This window comes from Amycolatopsis sp. NPDC057786, assembly GCF_042797905.1.
In the GTDB taxonomy this organism is placed as follows: Bacteria; Actinomycetota; Actinomycetes; order Mycobacteriales; family Pseudonocardiaceae; genus Amycolatopsis.
In genome coordinates this window covers 17279-44176 of record NZ_JBHVKW010000072.1, presented here as the reverse complement: position 1 = coordinate 44176, position 26898 = coordinate 17279, and the positions used below count along the sequence as shown (strand labels likewise).

23 protein-coding genes and 1 pseudogene are annotated in these 26898 nt (G+C 69.1%); 11 read left to right on the top strand and 13 right to left on the bottom strand.

Translation table 11 applies throughout. The annotated features are described in order from the left end of the window. Positions 1 to 91: 91 nt before the first annotated feature. The 3 genes from ACFVM3_RS29450 to ACFVM3_RS29440 all read right to left on the bottom strand — a co-directional run bounded on the left by ACFVM3_RS29450 (position 92) and on the right by ACFVM3_RS29440 (position 3432). On the bottom strand, positions 92 to 1645 hold the full coding sequence (locus tag ACFVM3_RS29450) for a DUF4153 domain-containing protein (RefSeq protein ID WP_378443209.1): 1554 nt from the start codon (positions 1643 to 1645) through the stop codon (positions 92 to 94). 69 nt (positions 1646 to 1714) lie between these two features. Next, positions 1715 to 2752, bottom strand: coding sequence for an ATP-binding protein (locus ACFVM3_RS29445; RefSeq protein WP_378443208.1), 1038 nt, complete (start codon positions 2750 to 2752; stop codon positions 1715 to 1717). Beyond that, a complete protein-coding gene (locus ACFVM3_RS29440; RefSeq protein ID WP_185926950.1) occupies positions 2749 to 3432 on the bottom strand; it encodes a response regulator transcription factor in 684 nt (227 codons plus the stop codon). Before ACFVM3_RS29440 ends, ACFVM3_RS29445 begins: the two co-directional genes overlap by 4 nt. A 241-nt stretch (positions 3433 to 3673) precedes the next feature. Between ACFVM3_RS29440 and ACFVM3_RS29435 the strand changes: the two genes are divergently transcribed. From ACFVM3_RS29435 to ACFVM3_RS29420, 4 genes are read left to right on the top strand one after another with little or no spacing between them, the layout of a single operon-like run. Next, complete coding sequence (locus ACFVM3_RS29435) at positions 3674 to 5245, top strand: NCS1 family nucleobase:cation symporter-1 (protein ID WP_378443207.1); 1572 nt, start codon at positions 3674 to 3676, stop codon at positions 5243 to 5245. Beyond that, positions 5196 to 6038: a nitrilase-related carbon-nitrogen hydrolase gene (locus ACFVM3_RS29430; protein ID WP_378443206.1), complete on the top strand. Its 843-nt coding sequence runs from the start codon at positions 5196 to 5198 to the stop codon at positions 6036 to 6038. Before ACFVM3_RS29435 ends, ACFVM3_RS29430 begins: the two co-directional genes overlap by 50 nt. Beyond that, complete coding sequence (gene hydA / locus ACFVM3_RS29425; RefSeq protein ID WP_378443205.1) at positions 6038 to 7423, top strand: dihydropyrimidinase; 1386 nt, start codon at positions 6038 to 6040, stop codon at positions 7421 to 7423. The genes ACFVM3_RS29430 and hydA overlap by 1 nt, the downstream gene beginning before the upstream one ends. A gap of 10 nt (positions 7424 to 7433) precedes the next feature. Further along, a complete protein-coding gene (locus ACFVM3_RS29420; protein WP_063274641.1) occupies positions 7434 to 8423 on the top strand; it encodes a TIGR03842 family LLM class F420-dependent oxidoreductase in 990 nt (329 codons plus the stop codon). Positions 8424 to 8484: 61 nt separating this feature from the next. Here ACFVM3_RS29420 and ACFVM3_RS29415 read toward each other — a convergent pair whose 3' ends face one another. Further along, complete coding sequence (locus ACFVM3_RS29415; RefSeq protein WP_378443204.1) at positions 8485 to 9975, bottom strand: FAD-dependent monooxygenase; 1491 nt, start codon at positions 9973 to 9975, stop codon at positions 8485 to 8487. 173 nt (positions 9976 to 10148) lie between these two features. Between ACFVM3_RS29415 and ACFVM3_RS29410 the strand changes: the two genes are divergently transcribed. Next, on the top strand, positions 10149 to 11612 hold the full coding sequence (locus tag ACFVM3_RS29410; protein ID WP_378443203.1) for an alpha/beta hydrolase: 1464 nt from the start codon (positions 10149 to 10151) through the stop codon (positions 11610 to 11612). Here ACFVM3_RS29410 and ACFVM3_RS29405 read toward each other — a convergent pair. The 4 genes from ACFVM3_RS29405 to ACFVM3_RS29390 are packed head-to-tail and all read right to left on the bottom strand — an operon-like array spanning position 11588 to position 14430. Next, a complete protein-coding gene (locus ACFVM3_RS29405; protein ID WP_378443202.1) occupies positions 11588 to 12835 on the bottom strand; it encodes a serine hydrolase domain-containing protein in 1248 nt (415 codons plus the stop codon). The genes ACFVM3_RS29410 and ACFVM3_RS29405 overlap by 25 nt on opposite strands. A gap of 10 nt (positions 12836 to 12845) precedes the next feature. Then, complete coding sequence (locus tag ACFVM3_RS29400; RefSeq protein WP_378443201.1) at positions 12846 to 13646, bottom strand: siderophore-interacting protein; 801 nt, start codon at positions 13644 to 13646, stop codon at positions 12846 to 12848. 29 nt (positions 13647 to 13675) lie between these two features. After that, positions 13676 to 14032: a hypothetical protein gene (locus tag ACFVM3_RS29395; RefSeq protein WP_378443200.1), complete on the bottom strand. Its 357-nt coding sequence runs from the start codon at positions 14030 to 14032 to the stop codon at positions 13676 to 13678. Continuing rightward, the gene (locus tag ACFVM3_RS29390) at positions 14029 to 14430 is read right to left on the bottom strand and encodes an SgcJ/EcaC family oxidoreductase (protein WP_378443199.1); all 402 of its coding nucleotides are present in this window, start codon (positions 14428 to 14430) and stop codon (positions 14029 to 14031) included. Before ACFVM3_RS29390 ends, ACFVM3_RS29395 begins: the two co-directional genes overlap by 4 nt. Positions 14431 to 14542: 112 nt before the next feature. Between ACFVM3_RS29390 and ACFVM3_RS29385 the strand changes: the two genes are divergently transcribed. Continuing rightward, positions 14543 to 15217, top strand: coding sequence for a TetR/AcrR family transcriptional regulator (locus ACFVM3_RS29385; protein WP_378443198.1), 675 nt, complete (start codon positions 14543 to 14545; stop codon positions 15215 to 15217). 15 nt (positions 15218 to 15232) lie between these two features. Here ACFVM3_RS29385 and ACFVM3_RS29380 read toward each other — a convergent pair whose 3' ends face one another. The 4 genes from ACFVM3_RS29380 to ACFVM3_RS29365 are packed head-to-tail and all read right to left on the bottom strand — an operon-like array spanning position 15233 to position 19117. Then, complete coding sequence (locus ACFVM3_RS29380; RefSeq protein WP_378443197.1) at positions 15233 to 16255, bottom strand: GNAT family N-acetyltransferase; 1023 nt, start codon at positions 16253 to 16255, stop codon at positions 15233 to 15235. Beyond that, a complete protein-coding gene (locus ACFVM3_RS29375; RefSeq protein ID WP_378443196.1) occupies positions 16249 to 17292 on the bottom strand; it encodes a GNAT family N-acetyltransferase in 1044 nt (347 codons plus the stop codon). The genes ACFVM3_RS29380 and ACFVM3_RS29375 overlap by 7 nt, the downstream gene beginning before the upstream one ends. Continuing rightward, positions 17289 to 18392, bottom strand: coding sequence for a hypothetical protein (locus tag ACFVM3_RS29370; RefSeq protein ID WP_378443195.1), 1104 nt, complete (start codon positions 18390 to 18392; stop codon positions 17289 to 17291). Before ACFVM3_RS29370 ends, ACFVM3_RS29375 begins: the two co-directional genes overlap by 4 nt. Next, a complete protein-coding gene (locus tag ACFVM3_RS29365; RefSeq protein ID WP_378443211.1) occupies positions 18392 to 19117 on the bottom strand; it encodes a hypothetical protein in 726 nt (241 codons plus the stop codon). The genes ACFVM3_RS29370 and ACFVM3_RS29365 overlap by 1 nt, the downstream gene beginning before the upstream one ends. Positions 19118 to 19436: 319 nt before the next feature. Between ACFVM3_RS29365 and ACFVM3_RS29360 the strand changes: the two are divergent. From ACFVM3_RS29360 to ACFVM3_RS29340, 5 genes and pseudogenes are all read left to right on the top strand, one after another. After that, a pseudogene (locus tag ACFVM3_RS29360) lies at positions 19437 to 20390 on the top strand (glycosyltransferase family 2 protein); the annotation flags it as partial. Beyond that, entirely contained in the window at positions 20391 to 21671 is a 1281-nt protein-coding gene (locus tag ACFVM3_RS29355) for an ATP-grasp domain-containing protein (protein WP_378443210.1), read from the top strand. It abuts the pseudogene before it with no gap. Continuing rightward, a complete protein-coding gene (locus tag ACFVM3_RS29350) occupies positions 21668 to 22945 on the top strand; it encodes a hypothetical protein (protein ID WP_378443194.1) in 1278 nt (425 codons plus the stop codon). The genes ACFVM3_RS29355 and ACFVM3_RS29350 overlap by 4 nt, the downstream gene beginning before the upstream one ends. A gap of 20 nt (positions 22946 to 22965) precedes the next feature. Then, entirely contained in the window at positions 22966 to 24768 is a 1803-nt protein-coding gene (locus ACFVM3_RS29345) for a carbamoyltransferase C-terminal domain-containing protein (protein ID WP_192745809.1), read from the top strand. Next, positions 24765 to 25475 (top strand): hypothetical protein, encoded by a 711-nt coding sequence (locus ACFVM3_RS29340; protein WP_378443193.1) that lies wholly within the window; start codon positions 24765 to 24767, stop codon positions 25473 to 25475. Before ACFVM3_RS29345 ends, ACFVM3_RS29340 begins: the two co-directional genes overlap by 4 nt. A 193-nt stretch (positions 25476 to 25668) precedes the next feature. On the opposite strand, the gene hemW is transcribed toward ACFVM3_RS29340, so the two are convergent. Then, positions 25669 to 26883 (bottom strand): radical SAM family heme chaperone HemW, encoded by a 1215-nt coding sequence (hemW, locus tag ACFVM3_RS29335; RefSeq protein ID WP_378443192.1) that lies wholly within the window; start codon positions 26881 to 26883, stop codon positions 25669 to 25671. Positions 26884 to 26898 lie beyond the last annotated feature (15 nt).

Sequence of the window (26898 nt, the reverse complement as noted above, 5' to 3'; positions counted from 1 at the left end):
GGCCTCCCCCTCGGTGGCCCGGCGGCGTCGTTCACCGCGGCCTTGATCGCCCTCACCCCCACGAGGGCGATCGAGGCCGTGGTGTCACGACTCAAGAACGGGGCAGGTACCCGCACCCGATCCCGTCCTTCGCGGCAACGGAGGTCTGACGCGCGAGGGACCGGCTCAGGTTCCATTCGCGCCAATCATCTTCCGAAATTCCTTTGAGGACCGGCCTGAGCACGCAGGACCTCAGCGGCTCCGGAAGCCGGCCGACCGACGGCACGACGTCGGCGGAAAACCTTGAGAGGTAACGGGTGTCGAGCGTCTTGCCGTGCGCGAGCCGGTCGATGTTGCGGTCGGCGATGAACCGCTCCGGATCGAGGACGGCCAGTCCGAGCAGCGCCGCGACGGCGGCTCCGATGGCCGCGCGCGGCAACCAGGCCGACCGCAGCGGGATCAGCGACACGAGCACCAGCACGAAGATCAGCCCGATCCAGAGTTCGCAGACCTCGACCAGCAGCCGCAGCACGGTGAACCCGTACGCCTGCTGGTATGTCCACATGCGACTCAACGCGGACGCGACCAGCACCAGGCTGAGCACGCTCAACGCGCCGAGCAGCCCGCGCTGCCAGACACGGTCGGCCGCCGACGACTTCGGCGCCCACCGCAACGCGGCGGCGACCAGCAGCAGGGTCAGCACGGTGATGGCGGAGAGCTGCCAGAACCCGCTCCTGGCGTACTCGGCCGCTGTCAACCCACTCGTGGCCAGGACGTATTCGGTGCCGCCGAACAACACGACCAGGCGGACCACGACGAAGCTCGTGAACAGCGCCACCAGCACCCCCAGCGGCAACGTCCATTCGAGCCGGTGCTTGAGCCGTTTGCGCGGCGCGTCGTCGTCGGACGGCAGCGGGGGCGCCGCCAGCAGGTAACACGCCCCCGCCACGGCGAACGCGGCCACGACGAAGATGAATCCCCAGCGCACGAACGTTCCCGGGTTCAGTTCGGGGATCACCGCGTCGACGACGTTCGCGAACGCGGCGTCCGCGCCGCGCAGCAGCGGCACGAAAACCAGCAACAGCAAGCCGCTGGCCAGCACCGGCACCAGAAACCTCGGCCTCGCGCGGCCTTCCTGTTTCTTGCCGAGCTTCACGAGCCCGCGCCCGATCCACGGGATCGAAAGCAGCGCTTCGATCGGGACCGCGAAGACGTCGTAGATGATCGTGTTCACCGTGCGTTTCCCGACCACGGCGAGGGATCCGGCGACCAGGGCGGCCAGCACGCACAACACGTTCAGCCACACCGACGCGCGGACCATGCCGACCGCGAGCAGGCCCAGCGCTGCCGCCGCCCATACCGCGTTGACCAGCCGGAAATGCGGTTCGGCGTCACCGCGGGCGCGTTTGTCGGCGAAGTAGACGGCCACCGCGAACGCGAGCCCGGCCACGAACCAGCCGGCTCCGGGCGCGTCCGGCATGGCGAAGGCGGCGATCAACCCGGCCGCGGCCGCCGCGGGCAGGACGGAGCCGGGCAGCGGGACGATCATCGATTTGGGCGGAACGCGGGGCCGCATCAGCACCGGGATCGGCGGCGCGGGCGGCAAGGTGGCGGTCACCGAGGGCGGCGACGCGTGCGCCTGCCGGTCTTCTTGGTCTTCGCTCATCAAATCCTCCAGTTTGCGAAAGCACATATCGCAGTGTGTACGGAGCCGCCGGAAACACGCGGCAGGGACCTACGGAACGGGGATCACGACGCGGATGACACAGCCCGGCCGGTGCTCGGGCGTGACGACGGCGATGCTGCCGTCGTGGAGGTCGACCACCCACCGCGCGATCGCGAGCCCGAGGCCGGTGCCCCCGCCGCCCGCCCGCTCGCCGCGGGTGAACCGCTCGAACACGCTGTCCCGCTCCCCCGGCGGGATCCCGGGGCCTTCGTCCTCGACCTCGATGACGACGTCGGCCTCGCGTGCTTCCGCCCGCACCCGGACCTCACCCCCGGCCGGCCCGTGCCGGACGGCGTTGTCGAGCAGGTTGACCACGACCTGGTAGAGCCTGCCGCGGTCGGCGACGGCCGTCGCGCCGGGCGGCTGGACGTCGACGGCGAACCGCACGCCACGGCCGGTCGCGGCGGCGGTCACCCCGGCCTCGGCGGCGACCTCCTCCAGCAGCAGTTCGAGATCGAACTCCTCCAGCTGCAACGGGAACGCGCCCGCGTCGATCCGCGAAAGATCGAGCAGTTCCGAGACGAGCCTGCCGAGCCGCTCGGTCTGCTGCAGCGCGGTCTTCAACGTCGCCGGATCGGGTTCGGCGACGCCGTCGACGAGGTTCTCCAGCACCCCGTTCAGCGCGGTGATCGGCGTGCGGAGTTCGTGGGAGACGTTCGCGATCAGCTCGCGGCGGCGCTGATCCGAGGCGTCCAGGTCGGCGGCCATCTGATTGAAGGCGTGCGACAGCTCCCCGACCTCGTCGCGGGCGGTCGCCCGGACCCGCCGGGTGTAGTCGCCCTTGGCCATCGCGCGGGCGGCGGCGGTCATCTCGCGCAGCGGCCTGGTCATCCCGTGCGCCAGGATTTGCGAGGTCACCACGGCGAGCACCATCGCGGCGATCGTGGTCCGCGGCGGCAGCCAGCCGATCTGCCAGTTGAAGAAGGCGAACGCGATACCGCCCGAGGACACCAGCAGGATCGCGAGCTTGAGCTTGATGGAGCGGACCGGGTCGAGCGGTCTCGGGAGCGCGTCGACGACGCGGCCGAGCAGCGGGCGCAGCTTCACGATCCGACCTCCAGGGCGTAGCCGACGCCGTGCACGGTGCGGATGAGGTCCGCGCCCAGTTTGCGGCGCAGCGCCTTGATGTGGCTGTCGACCGCGCGGGTGCCCGACCCGGTGCCCGCGACGTCCCAGTCCCAGACCTCGCTGAGCAGGCGTTCCCTCGGCTGCACCGCCCTCGGGCGCTTCGCGAAGTGGACGAGGAGGTCGAATTCGATCGGCGTCAGCTGGGCCTGGTTGCCCGCGCGCGTGACGCGCCGCTGCTCGACGTCGATTTCGAGGTCGCCGAGGACGATCTTCGTGCCGGCGTCGCTCACGTCGGTCCTCGCCGATCGTTCGACCCGGCGCAGCAGCGCGTGCACCCGCGCCGAGAGCACCCGCATGGAGAACGGTTTGGTGAGGTAGTCGTCCGCGCCGACGCCGAGGCCGATCAGCATGTCCGTCTCGTCAGACCGGGCGGTCAGCATCAGCACCGGGACCGGGCGGCGGGCCTGGATCCGGCGGCAGACCTCGAGCCCGTCGAACCCCGGCAGCATCACGTCGAGGACCACCAGGTCCGGCTCGCGCTCCGCGTCGGTCTCGACGCCGGACGGGCCGTCGTGCGCCAGGTCCACGGTGAATCCCTCGGCCCGCAGCCGCGCGGCGATGCTCTCGGCGATGGTCACGTCGTCCTCGACGACCAGCACCCGGCGTCCTCCCAGTTCCATGGGGATGACTGTAAGCACCGGCCGTGGAGACCATCCGGGTGAGCTGTGGAGATCCTGTGGAGATGTTTCGGCCGGTTTGCCGGATTACTACGTCCGTGTGTGTGACGCAGGTCATGCACCAGGAGCCCGCGAACGCAATCGACAGTCTGCGCTCCGACGCCATCAACAGTGAACAGTCTGCCAGTCCCACCCGCGCGGCGCGGGCGAGCACGATTCCGCAATGGAGCCGACGGCACGCGGTACGCAGTACGTGCATCCTGATGGCCGGGTGGAACTCGGCGAGGTCGAGTCCTTGAAGGACAGCCGCTTCTACAACGAAGAACTCGCCCCGGTCCCGGTCGAAAAGCGGACCTGGACCACTTACACCTACTTCGCGCTGTGGATGGGCATGGCGCACAACATCCCGTCCTACGCGCTCGCGGCGTCGCTGATCGCGCTCGGGATGAACTGGGTACAGGCGTTGCTCACGATCACGATCGGCAACCTGATCGTGCTGATCCCGATGCTGCTCAACAGCCACGCCGGGACGAAGTACGGCATCCCCTTCCCGGTGTTCGCCCGCGCCTTCTTCGGGATGCGCGGAGCGAACCTGGCGGCGTTGCTGCGGGCGTTCATCGCGTGCGGCTGGTTCGGCATCCAGACCTGGGTCGGCGGCGAGGCGATCTACATCATCGTCGGGCGGCTGGCCGGATCCGGCTGGAAGAACTCCACCGTCGTCCTCGGCCAGCACTGGACGCTGTGGCTGTCGTTCGGGGTGTTCTGGGTGATCCAGATGCTCATCATCTGGCGCGGGATGGAGGCGGTCCGGAAGTTCGAGAACTGGACGGCGCCGCTGGTCTCGGTCGGTTTCCTGATCCTGCTGGGCTACGTGCTGATCAAGGCGGGCGGGCTCGGGCCGATCCTGGCCGAACCCGGCAAACTCGGCTGGGGGCCGGACTTCTGGAAGGTGTTCGCCCCGGCGCTGATGGCGATGATCGCGTTCTGGTCGACGCTTTCGCTGAACATGCCGGACTTCACCCGGTTCGGCGGCAGCCAGGGCAAACAGGTCCGCGGCCAGATCCTCGGCCTGCCGACCACGATGACGTTCATCGCGATCGTGGCCATCCTGACCACCTCCGGCGGCAGTGTCCTCTACGGCGAGCAGATCTGGGACCCGGCGAAACTGGCCGACCGGTTCGACTCCCCGATCGTCGTGGTGGTCGCGCTGATCGCCCTGGTGCTGGCGACAGTGTCGGCGAACCTGGCGGCGAACGTCGTCAGCCCGTCCTACGACTTCTCCAACGCGTTCCCGAAGAAGATCACCTTCGCCGTGGGCGGGCTGATCACCGGCATCATCGGCATTCTCATCCAGCCGTGGCGCCTCTACTCCGATCCGAACATCTACATCTTCGCCTGGCTCGGTTTCTACGGCGGCCTGCTCGGCGCCGTCGCCGGGGTGCTCGTCGCCGGCTACTGGGTGGTCAACCGCACGCGCCTCAACCTGCGGGATCTCTACACCGAACGCGGCGTCTACTGGTTCAACGGCGGCTGGAACTGGCGGGCGCTGGTCGCGACGCTGGTCGGGGCCGTGCTCGCGGTCGGCGGCGCGTACGGCGGGCCGTTCCCCGCCGACGGGCTGATCCCGCTCCTGAAACCGCTCTACGACTACAACTGGGTCGTCGGCCTGGCGGGCGCCTTCGTCGTCTACCTGCTGCTGTCCCTGCCCGAACGCAAGCGCACCACCGAAACAGAGGAGGATGCAAGTGAGCGACGTGGTCCGAGCCGGATTGATCCAGCAGCGGTGGACGGGTGACAAGGAGTCCATGATCGCGAACGCGGTCGATGCCATCGGCAAGGCCGCTTCGCAGGGCGCGCAGGTCGTCTGCCTGCAGGAGTTGTTCTACGGCCCGTATTTCTGCCAGGTGCAGGACACCGACTACTACTCCTACACCGAAGGCATCCCCGACGGGCCGACGACCAAGCTCATGCAGGAGGTCGCCGAACGCCACGGTGTCGTGCTCGTCGTCCCGATGTACGAGGTCGAGCAGCCCGGCGTGTACTACAACACCGCCGCGGTGATCGACGCCGACGGCACCTATCTCGGCAAGCACCGCAAGAACCACATCCCGCAGGTGAAGGGGTTCTGGGAGAAGTTCTACTTCCGGCCCGGGAACCTGGGTTACCCGGTGTTCGACACCGCCGTCGGCCGTATCGGCGTCTACATCTGTTACGAGCGGCACTTCCCGGAGGGCTGGCGCGCGCTGGGGCTGGCGGGCGCGAAGATCGTGTTCAACCCGTCGGCGACAAGCCGGGGTCTTTCGGAGTACCTGTGGCGGCTGGAGCAGCCTGCCGCCGCTGTCGCGAACGAGTACTACGTCGGCACGATCAACCGCGTCGGCGTCGAACCCTTGGGCGACAACGACTTCTACGGTCAGTCGTATTTCGCGGATCCCCGCGGCCAGCTCGTCGGCGAAGCCGCCTCCGACACCGAGGAGGAGATCGTCGTCCGCGACCTCGACATGGCCAAGCTGACCGAGGTCCGGGACCTGTGGGCCTTCTACCGAGACCGCCGTCCCGACAGCTACGGACCCCTCGCGGAGGCGTGATGACCACCCTCATCAGCGGCGGACAGGTGCTGTCCACGGCGGGCGCTTCGGCGGCGGACGTCCTCGTCGACGGCGAGACGATCTCGGCCGTCGGCGCCCCCGGCACGCTGGGGCCCGCCGATTCGGTGATCGACGCCACCGGGAAGTACGTGCTGCCCGGCGGGATCGACGCGCACACCCATATGGAGATGCCGTTCGGCGGGACGCATTCCGTCGATACCTTCGGCACCGGGACGACGGCCGCGGCGTGGGGCGGCACGACCACGATCATCGACTTCGCCGTCCAGGCCAAGGGCACGTCGCTTCTGTCCACCATGGACAAATGGCATGAGAAGGCCGACGGCAACTGCGCCATCGACTACGGCTTCCACATGATCGTCTCCGACGTCAACGATTCGTCGTTGAAGGAAATGCAGGCCTGTGTCGACGGTGGCGTCGGCAGCTTCAAGATGTTCATGGCGTATCCCGGGGTCTTCTACTCCACGGACGGCGAGATCCTTCTAGCCATGCAGAAGGCGCGCGAGATCGGCGCGACGATCATGATGCACGCGGAGAACGGCATCGCGATCGACCAGCTGGCCGCGCAGGCGTTCGCCGCCGGGAAGATCGACCCGGTGCAGCACGGGCTCACCCGGCCGCCGGAGCTGGAGGGCGAGGCGACCTCGCGCGCGATCCAGCTGGCCAAGGTGACCGGGGCGCCGCTGTACATCGTGCATCTCTCGGCGTCGCAGGCGCTGGCCGCGGTCGCGGAAGCGCGTGACAACGGGCAGAACGTCTTCGCGGAGACGTGTCCGCAGTATCTCTATCTGTCCATCGAGGACTTGGCGAAGCCGGATTTCGAGGGTTCCAAGTACGTCGCCTCTCCCCCGCTGCGGGAGAAGTCGCATCAGGCGGATCTGTGGCGAGGACTGCGTACCAACGACCTCTCGGTGGTGTCCACGGATCACTGTCCCTTCTGCTTCAAGGACCAGAAGGAACTCGGCCGTGGCGACTTCCGCGCGATCCCCAACGGGATCCCCGGCGTCGAGCACCGGATGGACCTGCTGCACCAGGGTGTCGTGGCGGGCGAGCTCACCCTCGGCCGCTGGGTCGAGACCTGCTCGACCACCCCGGCGCGGATGTTCGGGCTGTACCCGCGCAAGGGTGTCATCGCGGCGGGTTCGGACGCGGACATCGTCGTCTATGACCCGGCGGCGAAGCAGACCCTCTCGGTCGAGACGCACCACATGAACGTGGACTACTCGGCCTACGAAGGAATGGAGATCACCGGCAAGGTCGAGACGGTGCTCTCACGCGGTCGCGTGGTCGTGTCGCCGTCCGGATTCTCGGGCAGCACGACGCACGGGAAATTCCTCTCGCGTGACCTGAACCAGTACCTGAACTGAGGCGGTGGCCGTGGACTTCGGAATTGTGCTCCAGACCGACCCGCCCGCGCGCGACCTCGTGCGGCTGATGAAGGCCGCCGAGGACCAGGGTTTCCGCTACGGCTGGACGTTCGACTCGTGCGTGCTGTGGCAGGAACCGTTCGTCATCTACTCGCAGATCCTCGCGGCGACGTCGTCGATGATCGTCGGCCCGATGGTGACCAGCCCGGCCACCAGGGACTGGTCGGTGATGGCGTCGACCTTCGCCACGCTCAACGACATGTACGGCAACCGGACCGTCTGCGGGATCGGCCGTGGCGATTCGGCGCACCGGGTGGTCGGCATGCCACCGTCCACATTGGCCACCGTGCGCGACTGCATGCACGTGGTCAAGGAACTCGCCGAAGGGCGCGAAGTCCTGTTGCGGGACAAGCCGGTGCAGATCCCGTGGATCCGCAACGGCCGACTCGAAATGTGGATGGCGGGATACGGGCCGAAGGCGCTGAAGACGGTCGGCGAGCACGCCGACGGCTTCATCCTCCAATGCGCCGATCCCGCGATCGCCCGGTGGACCATCGGCTCCGTCCGTGAGGCCGCCCGCGCGGCCGGGCGGGATCCGGCGGGGATCACGATCTGTCTCGCGGCCCCGGCGTACGTCGGCGACGATCTGGCGCATCAGCGGGAACAGTTGCGCTGGTTCGGCGGGATGGTCGGCAACCACGTCGCGGATCTCGTGGCGCGGTACGGCGATTCCGGGCCGGTGCCGCACGAACTGACCGACTACATCCGCGAACGGCAGGGTTACGACTACTCGCACCACGGGCGGGCGGGGAACCCCTCGACCGATTTCGTCCCGGACGAGATCGTGGACCGGTTCTGTCTGCTCGGGCCGTCTTCGGCGCATGTGGAACGCCTGGAGGAGCTGGCTTCGCTCGGGGTCGACCAGTTCTCGCTGTACCTGATGCACGACCAGCGCGAGGAGACCCTCAAGCGCTACGGCTCGGAGGTCATCAACCGCTGACGACCCGCATTTCGTCCTCTGAATGCGTCCTTACCGCATTCAGAGGACGAAATGCGTGGGGTCAGGCGCCGAACCAGGCGGCGAGGGACTCCCGCAACCCGTCGGCGTCGTCGCCTGCCCAGGCGACGTAGCCGTCGGGGCGGATCAGGAGGACGTCGGCGGGCCGGTCCTCGGCCTTCGCGGTGTGGACGTCCACGCGTCCCTGTGCGAGTTCGCGGAGTTCCGGTCGCCCGGCGAGATCCAGCAGGACCGGCCGCGCCGGACGCAGCAACTCGGCGACGCTGGCCGCGCCCTCGTCGGTCTCCAGCGCCAGATCCGGGACGAACGTGCCGGCGAGCGCGTGCCCGGAGCCCGGCATCGGGTAGCGCGTGTCGGTCCCGGCGACGTGCGAGGCCAGCCGCCGCGCGGCCTGCTCGTCGTCCAGTAGTTCCTGGAAGACCGCGCGGAGAGCTTCGGCGGCTTCGTCGTGCCCGCGCCGCAACGCGACCTGCGCCCGGGACTGCAGGAGCGCACGCGCGCCGGCGGCGTGGCGTTCCGCGTGATAGGTGTCCAGCAGCCCTTCCGGTGCCCGGCCCTGGATCTCCGCGGCCAGCTTCCACGCCAGGTTGACCGAATCGGACATGCCGACGTTGATCGCCGTGCCGGTCGAGGGCAGCAGGTGGGCCGCGTCGCCAGCCAGCAGGATCCGGCCTTCGCGGTAGCGCTCCGCCTGGCGGGCGGAGAACTGGTAGCGCGAGAGCCGGACCGGCTCGCCCAGCGGGACGTCGCCGCCGAGCACCCGGCGGATGCTGTCCCCGAGTTCGGCCAGCGTCATCGGCACGTCGTCGTCGACCTCGCCGGGGTCGTTCTCCGTGGTCTGGATGAACAGAATCCCCGACGTCAGCGAACCGAGCGCGAACACACCGGTGTCGGTCCGGGTGAAGCCCGCCTCGATCCGGCCCAGTTCCGGCGTCTCGATGTCGCCGTTCTCGTGGACGGTCAGCCCGTCGGGGATCTTGACCTGCCCGATCCGGTTGACCTCGGGATAGGTGGTGCCGGGGAAGCCGATCCCCGCCATCGAGCGGATTGGGCCGCGTCCGCCGTCGCAGCCCACCAGGTACGGGGCGGTGATCTCGTACGCTCCGTCCGGGCCGCGCACCTCGGCGGTCACCGACTCGTCGTCCTGGCGCAGGCCGACGACCTCGTGCCCGCGACGCACCTCCGCGCCGAGTTCGATGGCGTGCTCCTCCAGCAGCCGCTCCAACGACTGCTGACGTACCGAAAGCGCCTTCAGCGGCGGCTCCTCGAACCGGGTGAGGTCGACGTGCACCCCACCGAACGGAAAGCGGTGCGGCGGAACGGGGTCGGTGACGAGCCCCCGCACCCGCTCCAGCAGGCCGCGATAGTGCAGCAGGTCCAGGATCTGCCCGCTGAGGCCGTGGGCCTTCGGAGTCTTCCCCTGTTCCGGCCGCCGTTCCAGGACCAGCGGGCGCGCACCGGCCAGCCGCAGCTCGGCGGCCAGCATCAGACCGGTCGGGCCGGCACCCACGATGATCACGTCGACGTCCGTCAATCTTCACTCCTGTTCGGCCTGTTCTCGCTACGGCCGAGGATTCTGCGGCACAACCTGGGTCTTGCCGCAAGCCCCCCGGTGCGCTATATGTTGACCATGGAGGGGCGTACCCCACCATTTTTCCGGGTACGAGCACCAGGGATCGCGCGCCCGCGAGGCGAGACGCTGGCCGGGTGACCAGATTCCGCATCGCTGCCGCGCTCACCCTCACCGCACTCGCCGCCGTCACGATCACGCCCGCGGTCTCGGCCGCGCCGAAGGGTCTCGCCTGGGGTCCCTGCCCGTCCGGATCGCCACCGGGTCACGACTGTGCCGAGATCGAGGTCCCGTTGTCCTATCAGGACCCCGGCGGACCTCGGATCACCATCGCGCTCGGCCGTCTCCCCGCGACGGACCAGAAGCACAAACGCGGCACGCTCTTCACCAACCCCGGCGGCCCCGGGAACCCCGGCCGCTTCAGCAAGTTCCAGACGCCGTCCCTGCACCGGCAGTTCGACATCGTCGGCTTCGACCCGCGCGGGGTCGGCGCCAGCACTCCGGTCCGCTGCTTCACCGGCGACGCGGAAACCGAGCCGCTCAAACGGGTTCTGGGGAACTTCCCGATCACCACCGAGCAGGGGACCCGGCATCTCGCCGACGTCCGCGAGGTCGCCGCCTCGTGCGGCCGCAACGCGGGGCCGCTACTGGGGCACCTGTCCACCGCGAACGTCGCCAAGGACCTCGACAGGCTGCGCGAAGCCGTCGGCGAGCCCCGCCTGCGCTACTACGGGCTTTCCTACGGCACCTATCTCGGCGAGGTGTACGCCAACCTGTTCCCGCATCGCGTCGGCGCCTTGGCACTGGACGCCGTCAACGATCCGATCGCCTGGTCCACCGGGCACCGCCCGGAGGACGCGAACGTTCCGTTCAGCACCAGGCTCGGCGGCTTCCGCGACGCGGACCGTGCGCTCCAGGCGTTCCTCGACGCGTGCGCGGCCGACACCCGGTGCGCGTTCCGCGAGCCCGGGACCGATCTGCGGGCCAAGTACGACGCGCTCCTCGACCGGCTCGAAGCCGCGCCGGGGCCGATCACCTATCAGGAGGTCATCCGGCGTACGCACAGCGCGCTGACCGACGAGGCCCGCTCCCCCGCGCTGGCGGAATTCCTTCAGTCCGCGACGAAACCCGTCGCGGCGAAGGCCATCCCGACACCTTTCGATTCCGCGTTGGGCGGCGGCGGGACGATCTGCGCGGACACCGCGAACCCGCGTGATCCGGCCGCCTGGCCTCGCGCGGCCCGCGCGGCCGACCGGGAAAGCCGCGGTTTCGGTTCGTACGACACGTATCTGTCGCTGCCGTGCGCCTTCTGGCCCGCCTCGGATCCGGCGCGGTACACGGGACCTTGGAACCGGCCGACCGCGCCGATCCTGTTGCTGGCCAACGGCAAGGGCGACCCCGAAACGCCGTACGCCGGGGCGAAGCGAGCCGAACTCATCCTCCACAACGCCCGGCTCCTGACGCTGGACGCCTGGGGACACGGCGCCGCGAACCGCAGCGCCTGTGTCGACGCGGCTCTCGACGCCTACTTGTCCTACGGACGCCTTCCGGCGCGCGGCACCGTCTGCGCCCCGGATCACGCGCCGTTCGACGCGAGGTAAGCCTGATACACCAGGTTCCTCAATTCGACGCGGATCGGATAGGTCGACGACGGCAGCAACTGGGTGAAGAACAGGACCGTGATGTCCTCGTCCGGATCGACCCAGAACGCGGTGCTCGCCGCGCCGCCCCACGCGAATTCCCCGGCACTGGCGAGGGTCTTGGCCTTCACCGGGTCGTCGAGCACGGAAAAGCCCAGTCCGAAGCCGAAACCGTCGTACGGCGCCTCGGAGAACCCGGTCCGTCCGCAGGTCTCCAGATCCCCGCCGCCGGGCAGGTGATTGGTCGCCATGAGCCGCACCGTGCGCGGGCCGAGCAGCCGGACGCCGTCGAGTTCGCCGCCGCGCACCAGCATCTGGGCGAAACGGTGGAAGTCACCCGCCGTGGAGACCAGCCCTCCGCCGCCCGAGAAGCACGAAGGCGCGACGCGGCCGACGTTGCCCAGCTCGTCGTGACGGAACGGCTCCTTGGTGGCGGGATGCGGCACGTAGAGCGCGGCCAGCCGGTCGAGATCGCCGTCGGCGGCCTGGAACCCCGTCTCGTGCATACCGAGCGGGGTGAAGATCCGCTCGGCGAAGAAGGCGTCGAGCGACTGACCGGAGACGACCTCGATCAGCCTGCCGAGGATGTCCGTCGCGACCGAATAATTCCATTCCGAGCCCGGCTCGAACAGCAGCGGCAGCCGCGCGATCGCTTCGGAAACACCCGCCAGATCGAGCCCGGGCGCGGTGCCGAGGTCGAACCCCGCGTCACGGTAGAGCGCGTCGACCGGATGCGTGCGGTGGAACCCGTAGGTCAGCCCCGCGGTGTGGGTGAGCAGATGCCAGAGGCGGATCGGTCCGGCGGCGGGTACGGTCGCCGGCTTCACCGACGAACCCCCGGCGAAGACCCGCGGTTCCGAGAACTCCGGCAGCCAGCGGGAGATCGGGTCCTTGAGGTCGATGAGCCCCGCCTCGACGAGCATCATCGCCGCGACCGAGGTGACCGGCTTCGTCATCGAGTAGACGCGCCAGATCGTGTCGGTCTCGACCGGAAGCCCGGCCTCGATGTCGCGCCGCCCGTTCGACGCGAGATGCGCGACCTTCCCGTTCCTGGTCACCACGGCCAGGTACCCGGGGAGCCGCTTCTGCTCCAGATACCCGTCGAAGTGCTTGTCGATCCGGCGCAGCCGCTCCGCGTCGAAACCCACTTCGGCCGGGTCGACGTCCACCTTCAGCTCGATCATGCGACCGAGGCTACGCGTTCCGCTCGGCCTGTTTCTCCAGTCGCCACGCCTCGTCGGTCTTCCCGATCCGCCAGTATCCGGAGATCGACAGCAGGTCGCGCCGCATGCCCCGGTCGTCCAGCAGATGACGCCGCAGGTCCCGGACGAACCCGGCCTCGCCGTGGACGAACGCCTGCACGACACCTTCACGCCAGTCGAGCGCGCGGACGGCGGCCGCGAGATCGTCGCCCCGGCTCCGGTGCAGCCAGGTGATCCGCGCGTCGCCCTTGGTCGTCAGCGACTGCTCTTCGGCGGCGTCCTCCACGAGGATGAACGCGTGCACGGGCACACCCGCCGGCATGGCCTCGAGCGAAGCGGCGATCGCCGGCAGGGCGCTCTCGTCACCGGCGAGCAGATGCCAGTCGGCCTCCTCGCCCGGCGCGTACGCCCCACCGGGTCCGGAAACGAGCAGTTCATCGCCCGGTTTCGCGGCGGCGGCCCACGGCCCGGCGACGCCTTCGTCACCGTGGTGGACGAAGTCGAGCACCAGCTCACCGAGGTTCGCGTCGAAGGCGCGGACGGTGTACGAGCGCATCCGCGGCCACTGCTCGCGCGGCAGCTCTTCGCGGACGCGGGCCAGGTCGAACGGTTCGGGATAGGTGACGCCGGGCACCCGGAAGTGCACCTTGACGTAGGCGTCGGTGAATTCGTTGGGCTGGAAGGAGGCGATCTCTTCGCCCCCGGCGACGATCCGGACCATATGCGGGGTGATCCGCTCGGTGCGCAGCACCCGCAGGCGGGTCGCCGACACCGCCCTCCGCGACTCGGCCATGCACACTTCCTTTCCAGGGTTAGGTGAACCTAACCGAGCGTACGCCTTCCGCCGCCTGGTCGGGCGAGGTCTCCCATCATCCGATCAAAGCCCTCCGCGACCCGTTCGGCGAATCCGACGAAGAACCGGTTCGCCAACGGAACCGCCCATCGGCTCCAGGTGGCGACGTTGTACACCCGGTGGATCACCCGGGCACCGGCCGGAGCCTCCTCGACGGTGTACTCACCGCGATACCACCAGCCACCCTGCTGGGCAAGGAATCGACGCTCGGCGTCCATCTCGAAGCCGGGGTTGTACGGCTGGGCCCGCAGCGACTCCGCAAGCCGAGTGAAGACTTCCGCTGCCGGCGCGGGGACCACGCCGGACACCTCGACCAGGAGCTTCACGAAGGATCGCTCACCCGAGTGTTCTGGAACGATGCGACGCGCCAGCCGCCGGGGCCCTCCACGAGCACGTACGTCAGCGTCGACTCGCGGCCCGGTTCAGGCTTGCCGTCAGACAGCGACGACCCGCCACCGGACACGACGATCGCGACGTCCGGCAGGATGAACCGGACCTTGGGCTCGCCGCCGCCCACCACCAGCTTCGACCCCTTGAGCGGCCCCTCGAACAGGGACCGATGTGCGCTTTCGATCATCGCCCGGCCAGGCATGTTCATCCCGAAAAAGGTCACGTAGTCGGCGTCCTCGGTGAAGAACGACGCGTACGCGGCCGCGTCGCCGTCGTTCCACGCGTCGGCGAGCTTGCCCAGCACGGCGAGGACTTCGGTCTCTCGTCCGGTCATGATTTCCTCCAGTTGGACGAACAGTGTTCGTTAGACGAACACCGTTCTACAGGCGAACGGTGTTCGCGTCAAGTAGAGTTCCCGGCGAACCCCGGATCAGGAGGCGAACGAAGTGAGCAGGCCCCGGCGTCGCGCCGAGAAACCCGTCCTGTCCCAGGAACTCGTGGTGAAGACGGCACTGGACCTCCTCGCCGCCGAGGGGCTGGAGGCGGTGAGCATGCGGCGCGTGGCCCAGGCGCTGGAGACCGGCCCGGCGTCGCTCTACGCCCACGTCGCGAACAAGGAAGAGCTCCACGAGCTGATGGTCGACCACGTCCTCGCTTTCGGCCCGTTCCCGGAGCCCGATCCGGAACGATGGGTCGAACAGGCGAAAGACCTGCTGCGCGACAACGTGCGCGCGCTGACGTCGGTTCCAGGGATCGCCAAGATCGCGTGGGCCATCCCCGTGCCGGTCGGCGCGAACGCCTTGCAACAGGCCGAAGCGATGCTCGCGGTGCTGCGCGCGGGCGGCCTCGACCTCAAGCGGGCCCTGTTCGCCGCCGACGCGTTATGGCTCTACGCCAAGGCTTTCGCGTACGAAGGCGCGGGCTGGCAGCACGGCGACATCGACCTGGCCGAACAGGAGGAACGCGGCAAGCGGATGGTCGAGTACATGACGTCGTTCCCGCCCGGCGCCTTTCCGAACCTGCTGGCTTCGGGTGAGTACTTCACCGCGGAAACCGCGCAGGAACGCTTCGAGTTCGCGATCGATCTCTTCTTGCGAGGCTTGGCCTCCAGCGCCTCGTGAGTGCCCCGGGCGCGCTCAGAGCAGCGCGACCGCGGCCGCGTACTGCGGCACCAGCTGCGCCCCCAGGGAAGCCTTCATGTCCGACATCTTCTTCCCGAACACCACTCGCGGCCGCCCGGTTTCCACCGCCCACCGCACCGTTTCGCCGTAGAAGTGGAAATACAGATCGGGCCGCCCGCCGAGTTCCGGTGGCAGCGCCGCCCAGTGCCGTGCGATCGGCAGCGTCGGGTGGTCGAGAAGGGTCGCGACGGCGACCGCCCGGCCCGTCGCCGTCTCGCGGTACTCGATGACGTGCACGTCCGGCTGCCGCAGGAGGGCGCCCACGTAACCCACGAACGCCGGGAGCGGCACGATCGGCACATCGTGGTGTTTGGATTCGTTGTACCGCAACAGCTCCGCGATCTCGACCGGATCGGCCACGGCGCCCGGCCGCACGCGTACCTCGATCGACGGGTCGGCATCGAAAGTCCGGAAGATCTTGCGCAGGTTCTGTTTGCGTTTCCTGGCCAGGGAGTGCATCCAGTCGTCCCGGCTCGAGAACGGCGAGACGTCGAGGACCGCGACGTCCTCGGTCCGCCGCACCATCTTCAGCCCGCCACGGACACTGTCCACACCGGACTCCCCGACCTGGCGCACCAGCAGCGCGCGCAGGCCGAAGCCGAGTTCCGCGCGCATGGCCGGGACGAACGAGTCCAGCAGCATGCCGACGCCGCCGTCCGCATCCGCGCCGTCGAACCACCAGCCCGGCATCGCACCGGAACCGGGGGAACGGACGTCGAGCCCGCCGAACCGGCCGCGTCCGCTCGGGCGGGCGAACCGGTGCCGCCGGGTGAGCCCGGTGACCCAAGCGGAACTGACCACACCACGCGGTTCCCCGTTTTCGAGCAGGACCGTGACCGGCTGCTCGGTGCGCGCCGCCCACGCCTGGGTGGTGAGCACCTCCCAGCTCCAGTCCGCGCGCAGACCGGCCTTGGCCCGCAACGGTCTCCAGTAGGCGGGCTCCGGATCGCGCCGGGGGTCCAGGACTTCGATCACCATCGCGTCACCGGTCTCGGCACGATGACCCCGAGCAGCGGGACCGGCTGGAAACCGAGGGTCGCCTTGAGGTCGGTCAGCCCCCGCCCCATCGACAGGGATTTCCGGTTGCCTTCGATCATGTAGCGCACATTCCGGACGACAGCCTCGAAGTAGAGATGTTTCGGCCGTCCCTCTTCCGGGGCCAGCGCCGCCCAATGCTGGTGCAGGGGCGCGACCGGATGGTCGAGCACGTTGGTGAACGCGAGCAGCCTGCCCTCACCGTCGTGGTAGGTCGAGGTGATCACGTCCGGTCTGCGCACGAGTTCGCCGAGGTATTCGGCGGTGACCGGACCGCGCCGGTCGAACTTCACCGGTCCCATCCGCGCACGGTGCTCCCGCAGCATGGTGGCCAGTTCGAGGGCGTCGAGGTCGGTGCGGGCGGCCTCGGTGCGGACGATCACGTCCGGGTCGGCGGCGATCTTCTTCGACTGGCCGCGCAGGCTCAGCCGCCTGCTCCGGCGCAGGGACGCCAGCCACCCGTCGACGTCGACGAACCGGTTCTCCAGGACCGACGTCGGCATCGTGTCGCGCACGGGCCTGCCCCGTCCGGTCAGCATGTCGAGCGACTCCGGCTCGACGGTCCGGTACAGGACGCCAAGACAACCGGGGCCGGTGTAGCGGCAGACGGCGCGTTCGAACCGGCGCATGATCTCCCGCCGGTCGGCCGCGTCGACACCGTCCGCGAACAGCCACGGCGGGTATCCGGAAAGCCACGCGTGCTGCACCTCGGCCCAGCGCGGGCCGAGCCGCGCCAAGCCGCGTACGGCGCCAGGGCGGTCCGGGGAGACCGGGGCGCACAGCATCGCCAGTACCGCGGCGACGATCTCGCCTCCGTCACTGATCACGGTGAGCACGTTGGGACTGCGGGAAAAGCGCGACTCCACGCGCAGCAATCCGTAGTCCCACGGGACCGGCGCCTGCTGCGCGACGAGGAATCCCGCCCAGCCATCGGGCTCCGGATCGGTTCGCGGGTCGAGCACCCGCACTTCCCAGGTCATCGGCCCAGCACCGGTCTCGGCACGGCGACCGACACGAGGGACCTGGTGCCGAAGCCGAGCGGGGTCTTGTTCTCGAGCATCGCGCGGCCGGCGGTGAGTTCGGGACGCCGGAGCGTGATCATGTGCTCCACCGCCCTGGCGTAGAAGTCGACATAGAGCCCTTTCCGTCCGCCGCCCGCGCTCGGCAGCGCGGCCCACTGGTGCAGCGCGCAGCCGTCCTCGGCGTCGAACACCGTGCCGAAGCCCAGCAGCCGTCCGGATCCGTCGCGGTAGGTATGGGTGACGACGTCCGGGCGGCGGACGAGCGCGTCCAGATAGGACGGTGCGATCGGGCTGCGGGTGTCCATGTGCAGCCCGCCGAACCGCGACCGCTGTCCCCCTGCCCAGGCGCGGTCGTCCTGCCTGGACCGGTGGGCGTTGAGCAGCACGGCGAGTTCGTGGCAGTCCAGGTCCCGGCGGGCCGACGCCGCCTCGGTGCGCAGGTTCCCGTCTTCACGTAGTTCGCGCAATGTCCTGCGGGTCCCGTCGTCGAGCGCGCGTTCCCAGTCGTCCACAGTGGAGTATTCGTTGGTCAGCACGGCGGCCGGGTCGATCTCGCGGGACATCCGGCCGCGGCCGTCCAGCGCCGGGAGGAGTTCCGGGTTCATGGCGCGATAGATCAAGCCCAACAGCCCCGGGCCGAGGTAGGCGCACAGTTCCCGTTCGAACCGGCGGACCAGTTCGCGCCGCTCGCTCTCGTCCAGCCGCACGTCGAACACCCCGGCGGGATACCCGCTGAGCTGCCAGAGGTAGGCCTCCGCCCAGCGCGGGCGGAACCGTCCCCCCAGGACGGACAGGGGCGCGAAGTCGCCCGCCCGCCAGCTCCGGCACACCATCACGGTGAACGCGCCGACGATCGTCCTGTTCCGGCGGAGCACCGCGAGCACCGCCGGGTTCTTCGCCATCCAGGCTTCCCGGCGCAAGACGTCGTACTCCCACACCGGCCACAACCGAGCCCGCCGCAGGAAGCCGCTCCAGCCTTCGGGTTCGGCCGCGCTTCTCGGATCGAGCACCTCGACCTCGAACGCGGTGCTCCGTGCCGCCACCTTCGTCGTCGCCATCACGTGAGCACGACCGGTGTCCCGTGACGCGGGCACGGCGCGACCTCACCACGGACACCGCCCGCCGGGAGCACGTCCACGAACCGCGGGGATTCCTGACGCAGCAGCGTGAACGCGAGACCACCCGTCGTCGGGCGCGCGTAGACACGAGGCCAGTCGAGGTGCCACCGGCCGCATTCCTCGATCGCGCCCAGGTAGCCCAGCGCCGGATCGTGGAGCACCCCGTACGGACCGGAATCCATTGTGTCCAGTTCTCGTCGCGGTACGGATTCGACCCGGTACGCACGGTCCTCGGGCAGCGCCGCCGCGAACACGGCGAGCTGCTTGTCGTCACCGATCGCGAGCACGCGGCGACCGCGGCGGAGCTCGGCCGACAGTTCCGCCAGCACGCTCGGCGCCGGCACGTCGGGATCCACCACACAGCAACGAACTCCCCGCGGCAGGTCCACCGGCGCCCGCGCCTCGTCCCCACCGAGCACGACGACGAGTGCGTCCCCGGTCACCGAACGTGCCTTGCGCAGCACGGGACCCAGCCCGCGGCTCGGCTCGATCCGTTGCGTGCCACCGGCCAGCGGTACCAGGTCGACGATCTTGTGCACGGCCTCGGCCAGCGGCGCCGCGCCGCCGTCCGTCCCGGTGCGACCGGGCACCAGCACGGGATCCGTTCTGCCGTCGAGTGCCCAGCGCTCCCGGTAGAACGGCACCGTCGCGAAGGCCGACCGCACGGACCGCCGGTAGGCGGCACGCCAGGCAGCACTCACCCCCACTGTCCACATGGCGCGCAAGCTTGCGTCATCGATGCCGGTTTGGGAATACCCCGCGCCAGGTTCATCCGGTTTTCGACCGACTTCCCATCTTTTCGACTGAGCTGAAAGGACGAACTTGCGGATTCCGCTAGCGGGAACAAAGCCAGTCTGCCTATAACACGGGAACTTTCGAGCCGGCACGACCTGACGGCACTGGGGCAAGGGGACTCATGAACCGTGAAATCACGACGAGTGACGCCACGAACACGATAGCGCACTCACCGCGGGGATTCGCCAGATGAGCTGGTCGATACCCGGACCCACGCGGAGTGGACTCACCGTAGTCGTCCCGTGCTTCAACGAAGTCGACAACGTCGAGCCCTCCTACCGGGAGATCGTCGGCGAGTTGGGAAATCTCCCACTCGAACTGCTCTATGTGGACGATGGGAGCACCGACGGGACACTGGACGTCATCCGGGCGCTCGCGCACACCGACCCCCGGGTGCGGTACGTGTCCTTCACCAGGAACTTCGGCTTCGAGGCGGCCTTTTCCGCCGGTTATCGGTACGCGGGAAAACCGTGGCTTCTGCACATCGACGCCGACCAGCAGTTCCCAGCCTCCGAAGCGGGGAAATTGATCAACGCGGCCGAGGACGGCCACGACGCCGTTTTCGGTGTCCGCACCAATAGGCAAGATCCCTTACTAAGACGCTGGGGAACCGCCGCCTTCCATTTCCTCGGCCGGCGCGTGCTGCGCATCGAGATCCCGCCCGGCGCGACGGCGTTCCGCCTGGTGCGCACGGAACTCGCGCGCAAGATCGTCGATCTCCGGCTTGGCACCCCGTACTTCCTCGCCACCGTGCCCAGGCTGACCAGCCGCTACACCACCGTCCAGGTGGCGCATCGGGCCCGTGAACGCGGCGAGTCCAAAGTGGGCTTCAGCTTCCTTTCCTCGCACGCGATCGAGTTGTTCGTCGGCTTCACCCGGCGGCTGACGACGGTGGCTTCGTGCACGGCGATGCTGACCGCCGGGATCTCGGTACTCGCCGGGATCGCGGCCGCCGCCGGGCTTCTCGGCTTGACCGCCGCGTCCGCGCTGACGTTCGTCCTGTTCTCCGTGCTGCTCACCGTGCTCGCGCTGACCGTCCGCTACCTGGTCGTGGTCGGCGCCGGACAGCCGCGGCCACGACAGTTCTACATCAGGGAGGCCAACTTCCCGGTCGACGAGGACGACCGGCTCTACACCTCGGCCATGGCCGAGGTCCATCCTGGGGAAAGGCAAGCGGGAGTGAAGAAAACCGAAGACACGGCGGCCGCGCGGAGCCTGGTGATCCTGGGCGGCGCCGACGGTTCGGTCAGCACGTACCACCGGGCGCGGGAACTCGGTTTCCGCACGATCTGCGTGGACGTCCGCGCGAGCGCGCCCGCCGTGGCATTGGCCGACGAGTTCGTCCAGGTCAGCGTCCGCGCGCCGGAGCAGATCGCGGCGGCACTCGACGGACGGGACGACATCGCCGGGGTGCTCTGCCCGGCCAGCGACGTCGGGCTGCCCGCGCTCGCCTGGCTCACCCGGCACTGGGGCCTGCCGGACCCGCTGCCCGAGGCCGCCGTCGCCGCTTCGGTCGACAAGTCCGTCTTCCGCGAACTCTGTGACCGGCTGCGCCTGCCGACCTACCGCAGCGTCGGCGGGAAGCCTGGCCCGGATCTCGCGCTCGCCGCGCAGCAGCTGCGGTTCCCCACGCTGGTGAAACCGGTCGACTCCTCCGGCAGCCGCGGTGTCGTCTCGTGTGCGAGCCCCGGCGGCCTGACCGCCGCTTTCTCCGACTCGCTCGCGTTCTCACCGTCCGGCAAGCTGGTCGTCGAGGAACACCTCGACGGCTCGCACTACACGATCGAAGCGCTCGTGGTCGACGGCCGGATCGTGTTCCACGCGGTCACCCGCCGCACGCTGACCCCGCCGCCGTTCTTCGTGACGGCGTCCCATCTGCTGCCCGCCGGCCTGCCGCCGGTGGTCGACCGCGCGCTGCCGGTGATGCTCGCCGCGTTGTGCGCCGAACTCGGCTACCGCACCGGGCCGCTCACGCTCGACGCGGTACTGGGCAGGGACGGGAAGTTCTACCTGATCGAGATGGGCGCCCGGATGGGCGGGAACGGCCTGGCCGAGGCGATCGAGCACAGCACCGGCGTCGACCTGATCGCCGCGGGGATCGCCGCCGCGACCGGCGGTGAGGTCGTGCTCTCGCCGCGCGCCCCGCGGCCGACGCTCATCCACATCCTCGCCTCCGACCGCGGCGGCCGGATCGTGCGCGTCGAAGGCGTCGAAGAGGTCCGCGCCATGCCCGCGGTGCACAACCTGGAACTGTTCGCGGAGCAGGACTCCTACGTCAAACCGTACGAGCAGGCGGGCTACAAGATGGGGTACGCCGTGCTTTCCGCGCCGACCGTGCCCGAAGTGCTCGCGGCGGAGGACGAGTTGCGCGGCACGCTGAAGTTCCTGCTCGACGAACAGGGGATGGCGGTACCGCTCCCTTGACCGGAACCTCGCTCACCGGTGCCGGTACCGCGTCGATCGCGGCGCCGAAGCCGTCGATGGTGCTCCGGCTGCTCGCCGGGCGTGGCGTCTTCCGGCTGGCGATCCAGGCGATGGGCCTGGTGCTGATCACCGCGTGGGGCGCGCACGACTACGGCCGCTTCGCCACCGCGCTCGGACTGATGACCTGGCTCAACTTCGTGCCGTCCGCGGCGGAGAAGTCGGCGTTGAAATGCCTGCCCCGGTTGCGGATGACGCGGGACGCGGTCGCGGCGCTGGCCGTCCGTGTCGCCGTCGTCCCGGTGCTGGTGGTCCTGGCGGCGATGGCGGTGACGTTGATCGTCGCGCCGGACTCGGACGCCGCGCTGTACCTGACGGCCGCGGGCTGGTCGATCTCCGGCGGCCTCCTGATGACGGTCTCCGGCCTCCACCGCTTCACCGGCCGGTCCACTTTGGACGCTCTGGCGTTCACCGCGGGGGCGCTGGTGGTCGGCGCCGTGACCGTGGGCACCTGGTTCGTCCGCTGGCCGCCGTTGACGCACCTCGGCCTGCTGCTCGGCGGAATTCTGCTCATCCTCGGCTTCTCCGCGGCACTGCTGCCGAGGAATTGGCTGCGCGTCCGACGGATCGAGGGGCACCGGATCCTGCCGGCGTTCGGCAGGACCACCGTGCTGCTCGGGATGACCGAGGTGCTGGACGTCCTCGCGACGTCGACCGTGTTCGGGGTGCTGGCGCTGGCGGGCCGGACCGTCGACAGTGGACCGTTCTACGTCGCCTTGCTGGCCAGCAGCGCGTTCTGCTCGCTGCTGTTCTACCAGCTCCGGGTGCACCAGCCGTCGATTTCGGCGCGGCTGCGCGGAAGCGGTGCGGCGGCGGGGCGGGCCCGCGCGGTCGAACTGCTGAAGCTGGTCGAACGGGGCTCGCTCGCGTTCCTCGTCCTGGTGGGCGTTGCCCTCGCTATCCCGACAGCCCGCGCGGTGCTGACCGCTGAAGACACCGTCGGCGCGTACGTGGTCCTCGGCGTCTTCGTCCTGGTCGAAACGGTGTTGTTCGCCGTCCAGCTCTACGCGGGCTTCCTGATCGAGAACACCAACAGCAAGGTCCTCACGCTCACCGCGTCGGCGTCGATCGCCGGTCTGATCGCCACCCCGGCGGCCGCCGCCGCGCTCGTCCCGGCGATGGGACCGGTCGGCGGGTTCGCCGCCCTCGTCTTCGCGATCGGCGCGCGGGCGATCGTCCTCCGGCGGCTGCTGCGCCGCCACCACCCCGAACTCTGAACGTCGCACTGGAGAAGGAAATGTACGTACTGGGAATCAGCAGGGTCCACGACTCGGCGGCCGCGCTCGTGCGTGACGGCGAGATCATCGCGTTCGCCGAAGAAGAACGCTTCACCCGGAAGAAGCACGACGGGGACTTCCCCGCTGAGGCGATCAAGTTCTGCCTGGAGCGCGGCGGGATCACCCTCGCCGACGTCGACCACGTCGCCTACTACTGGCAGCGCTGGCGCGAAGGCATCCACGCGGCGAAGGTGTTCGCGAAGTACTTCCCGGCGACGCTGGAGGTCTTCCGCAACCAGAACGGCGACGAAGGTGGCTCCTCGGCGGGAATGGTGGAGACGTTCAAGACCGGTGGCGGCAAGGGCGTCGACGACTACCACGTCGGCGGCGCGGTGCTCGCGCACATCAAGCGGTCCTTCACCCTCGAACGCGACGTGAAGGAGGCCGTGGGCTGGACCGGCCCGACGAAGTTCAAGACGCATCTGGTCGACCACCACAAGGCGCACGCCGCGAGCGGATATTTCATCTCGCCGTGGGAAGAGTCGGCGGTGCTCACCTTCGACGGGATCGGCAGCGATGGCACCGCGACCTATCTGGGCCACGGCAAGGGAAACCGGATCATCGACATCCGGCGGATCAAGTTCCCGCACTCGCTCGGCGCGATGTACGCCGGCGTCACCGGCTATCTGGGCTTCTACCCCACCCGGGACGAAGGCAAGATCATGGGGCTGGCGCCGCTGGGCAACGACACCTACGTCGACGCGTTCAAGCAGCTGATCCACCTCGACGACGACGGCGGTTATGAGCTCGACCTGAGCTTCTTCGGCCACCATCGCACCGGCAAGCACGTGATGTCGAAGAAGTTCACCGACCTGTTCGGCCCCGCACGGCCCAAGACCCGGGTGACCGCGGAGAACCCCGTGCCGCAGCACTACTGCGACGTCGCCTACGCGTTGCAGGTCACCCTGGAGGAAGCCGGGCTGCACATCGCGCGCTGGCTGCAGCGGGAAACCGGGTCGCGACGGCTGTGTGTCGCGGGCGGTGTCGCGCTGAACAGCGTGATGAACGGGCGGATCCTGCTGGAGACCCCGTTCGAGGACTTCTTCGCCCAGCCCGCCGCCGCCGACGACGGCTGCGCGCTCGGTTCGGCGCTGGAGGTGTCGGTCGGCAAGTACGGCAAGCCGCGTCCCCGCGACGGCTACACCTACACCGGCCCCGACTACACCGAGGCGGAGATGGAACTGGCGCTGCAGGACGCCGGGGTCCGCTACACCAAGGTCGACGACATCGCCGCGCACACGGCGAAGAAGATCTCCGAGGGCAAGATCATCGGCTGGGTGCAGGGCCGGATGGAGTGCGGGCCGCGTGCGCTCGGCAACCGTTCACTGGTGGCCGACCCGCGCGACCCCGACTCGAAGACGCGAATGAACGAGAAGGTCAAGCACCGCGAGGCCTTCCGGCCGTTCGCGCCGTCGTGCCTGGCGGAACGCGCGGGCGACTGGTTCGTCAGCGACTATCCGTCGCCGGTCATGCTGCTGGTGTTCGACGTCCTGCCGGACAAACGCGACGAGGTCCCGGCCATCACCCACGTCGACGGCACCGCCCGCGTGCAGACGGTGACCGAATCCGACAACCCGCTGTACTACCGGATGATCAGCGAGTTCGAGAAGATCACCGGCGTGCCGATGGTGGTCAACACCTCGTTCAACGACAACAACGAACCGATCGTCGCCAGCCCGGCCGACGCGGTGGCCTGCTACCTCAAGACCGATGTCGACGCCCTCGCCCTCGGGCCGTTCTGGGCAGAGAAGGACGACCTGTGACCGCGACACTGCCCGACACCGACGGCTGGATTCCCGCGCTGTACCGGCGGCGGAAATGGCTGTGGCTGGTGCCCGCCGTCCCGGCCGTGGTGACCACGCTGCTGATCATGGTCATCCTGCCGCCGGACCAGACGCTGGACAACGTCGTCGACTGGGCCTTCAAGCTGTGCCCGTTCGTGTTCGCGGTCGCCACGGTGGCGCTCTTCCCGAGGACCAAATGGGGTCCGGCGCTGATCGTGCTCGCGGTGTTCGTCTACATGTCCTATTTGGACACCGAGCTGATCATGCGGATCCAGGCGTTCGCCAGGAACGCCGCCACCGACGAGAACGCCTTCCAGCCGGTGTACCAGTTCGAACTGTTCATCGTGACGTTCATCGTCCTGTTCGGGCTGATGGCGTACCGGCTGGGCGGCGGCCGGACGGCGAACGTGCTCAAGACCGGCGTCGCGGCGATCCTCGTGGTGATCTCGGGCGCGAACGACCTGACGTTCTGGGCGCTCAACGACGTCTGGGCGGCGGGAACGAAACCGACCGAGCTGAAGTGGGCGTCGCATATGATCGTGTTCCTCGGCGGGCCGCCGAGCGTTCCGGTCGCGGTGATGTTCATGCTGGTGCACCTGGTGCTGGCGGCGATCGTGGTGGCGCTGCCGGTCGGCCGGTGGGTGGACCGGGCGCTGGGACTCGCTTCGACCTCGCGCGAGGCATAGGTCAGTCGTGGCTTGCCCCGTCGGCCCCGTTATGCCGGCGCATGTCGCGAAAGCCACTTTCGGGACGTTGGATGTCTCGAAAGTGGCTTTCGCGACGCCTTCGTCACCCGGGCCGCCATGTCGGCCGAGGAAGTTGCGAAAGCCACTTTCACAACCTTCAACGTTGCGAAAGTGGCTTTCGCAACACCTCCGTTCACGTGAGCCGTCGCACCAGACCGTCGGCCAGCAACCGCCCCCGGTCGGTCAGCACCGCCCGGCCCTGACCGTCCAAAGCGGACTGATCCAGCAGTCCTTCGGCGGCGGCGGCCCGGGCTTCGGCCCGGCCGTCGTCGTCGAGCGCGTCGAGCGGAAGCCCTTCGGACAGCCGGAGTTCCAGCATCACGCGTTCCAGATGCCGGTCTTCGTCGGTCAGCAGTTCACGGCCGGCGGCGGGCGACTCCCCTGCCGCCAGGGTCGCGGCGTACCGGGCCGGGTGTTTCACGTTCCACCACCGGACGCCGCCGACGTGGCTGTGCGCGCCGGGCCCGGCGCCCCACCAGTCCCCGCCGCGCCAGTAGCCGATGTTGTGCCGGCAGCGGGCTTCCTCCGAGGTCGCCCAGTTGGACACCTCGTACCAGCGCAGCCCCGCCGAGGCGAGGAGGCGGTCGATCATCTCGTAGTCGGCGGCCAGCACGTCGTCGTCCGGCGCGGGCAGTTCGCCGCGGCGGATGCGGCGGGCGAGCGCGGTGCCCTCTTCGACGATCAGCGCGTACGCCGAGACGTGGTCGACACCCGCGGCGAGCACCGCGTCCAGCGAAGCCTGGAGGTCTTCGGTCCGCTCCCCCGGCGTGCCGTAGATGACGTCGAGGTTGACGTGCTCGAACCCCGCGGCGCGGGCTTCTTCGGCGGCCGCGACCGGACGGCCCGGGGTGTGCACGCGGTCGAGGATCTTCAGCACGTGCTGCGCGGCCGACTGCATCCCGAGCGAGATCCGGTTGTACCCGGCGTCGCGGATACCAGCGAAGAACTCGGGCGAGGTGGACTCCGGGTTGGACTCGGTCGTCACCTCGGCGTCCGGCGTGAGCCCGAAAGTGTCACGAACGGCGTCGAGAACGCTTCGGAGTCCTTCGGCGCCGAGCAGGGACGGGGTTCCGCCGCCGACGAAGACGGTGTCGACCGCGGGCGGCTTCCCCAGCACGCGCGCGGCCAGGTCGAACTCGCGTTTGAGGCCTTCGAGCCAGGACTGCGGCGACGAACCGCTGTCCAGCTCTCCGGCGGTGTAGGTGTTGAAATCGCAGTAGCCGCAGCGGGTCGCGCAGAAGGGGACGTGCACGTAGACACCGAACGGTCGCGTGCCGAGCCCTTCCAGCGCGCTCTCGGGGAGCGCGGACTCGACGGGCGTGGTGGTTTCGGGCAGCAACGCGGGCACACCCCAGTGTCCCCC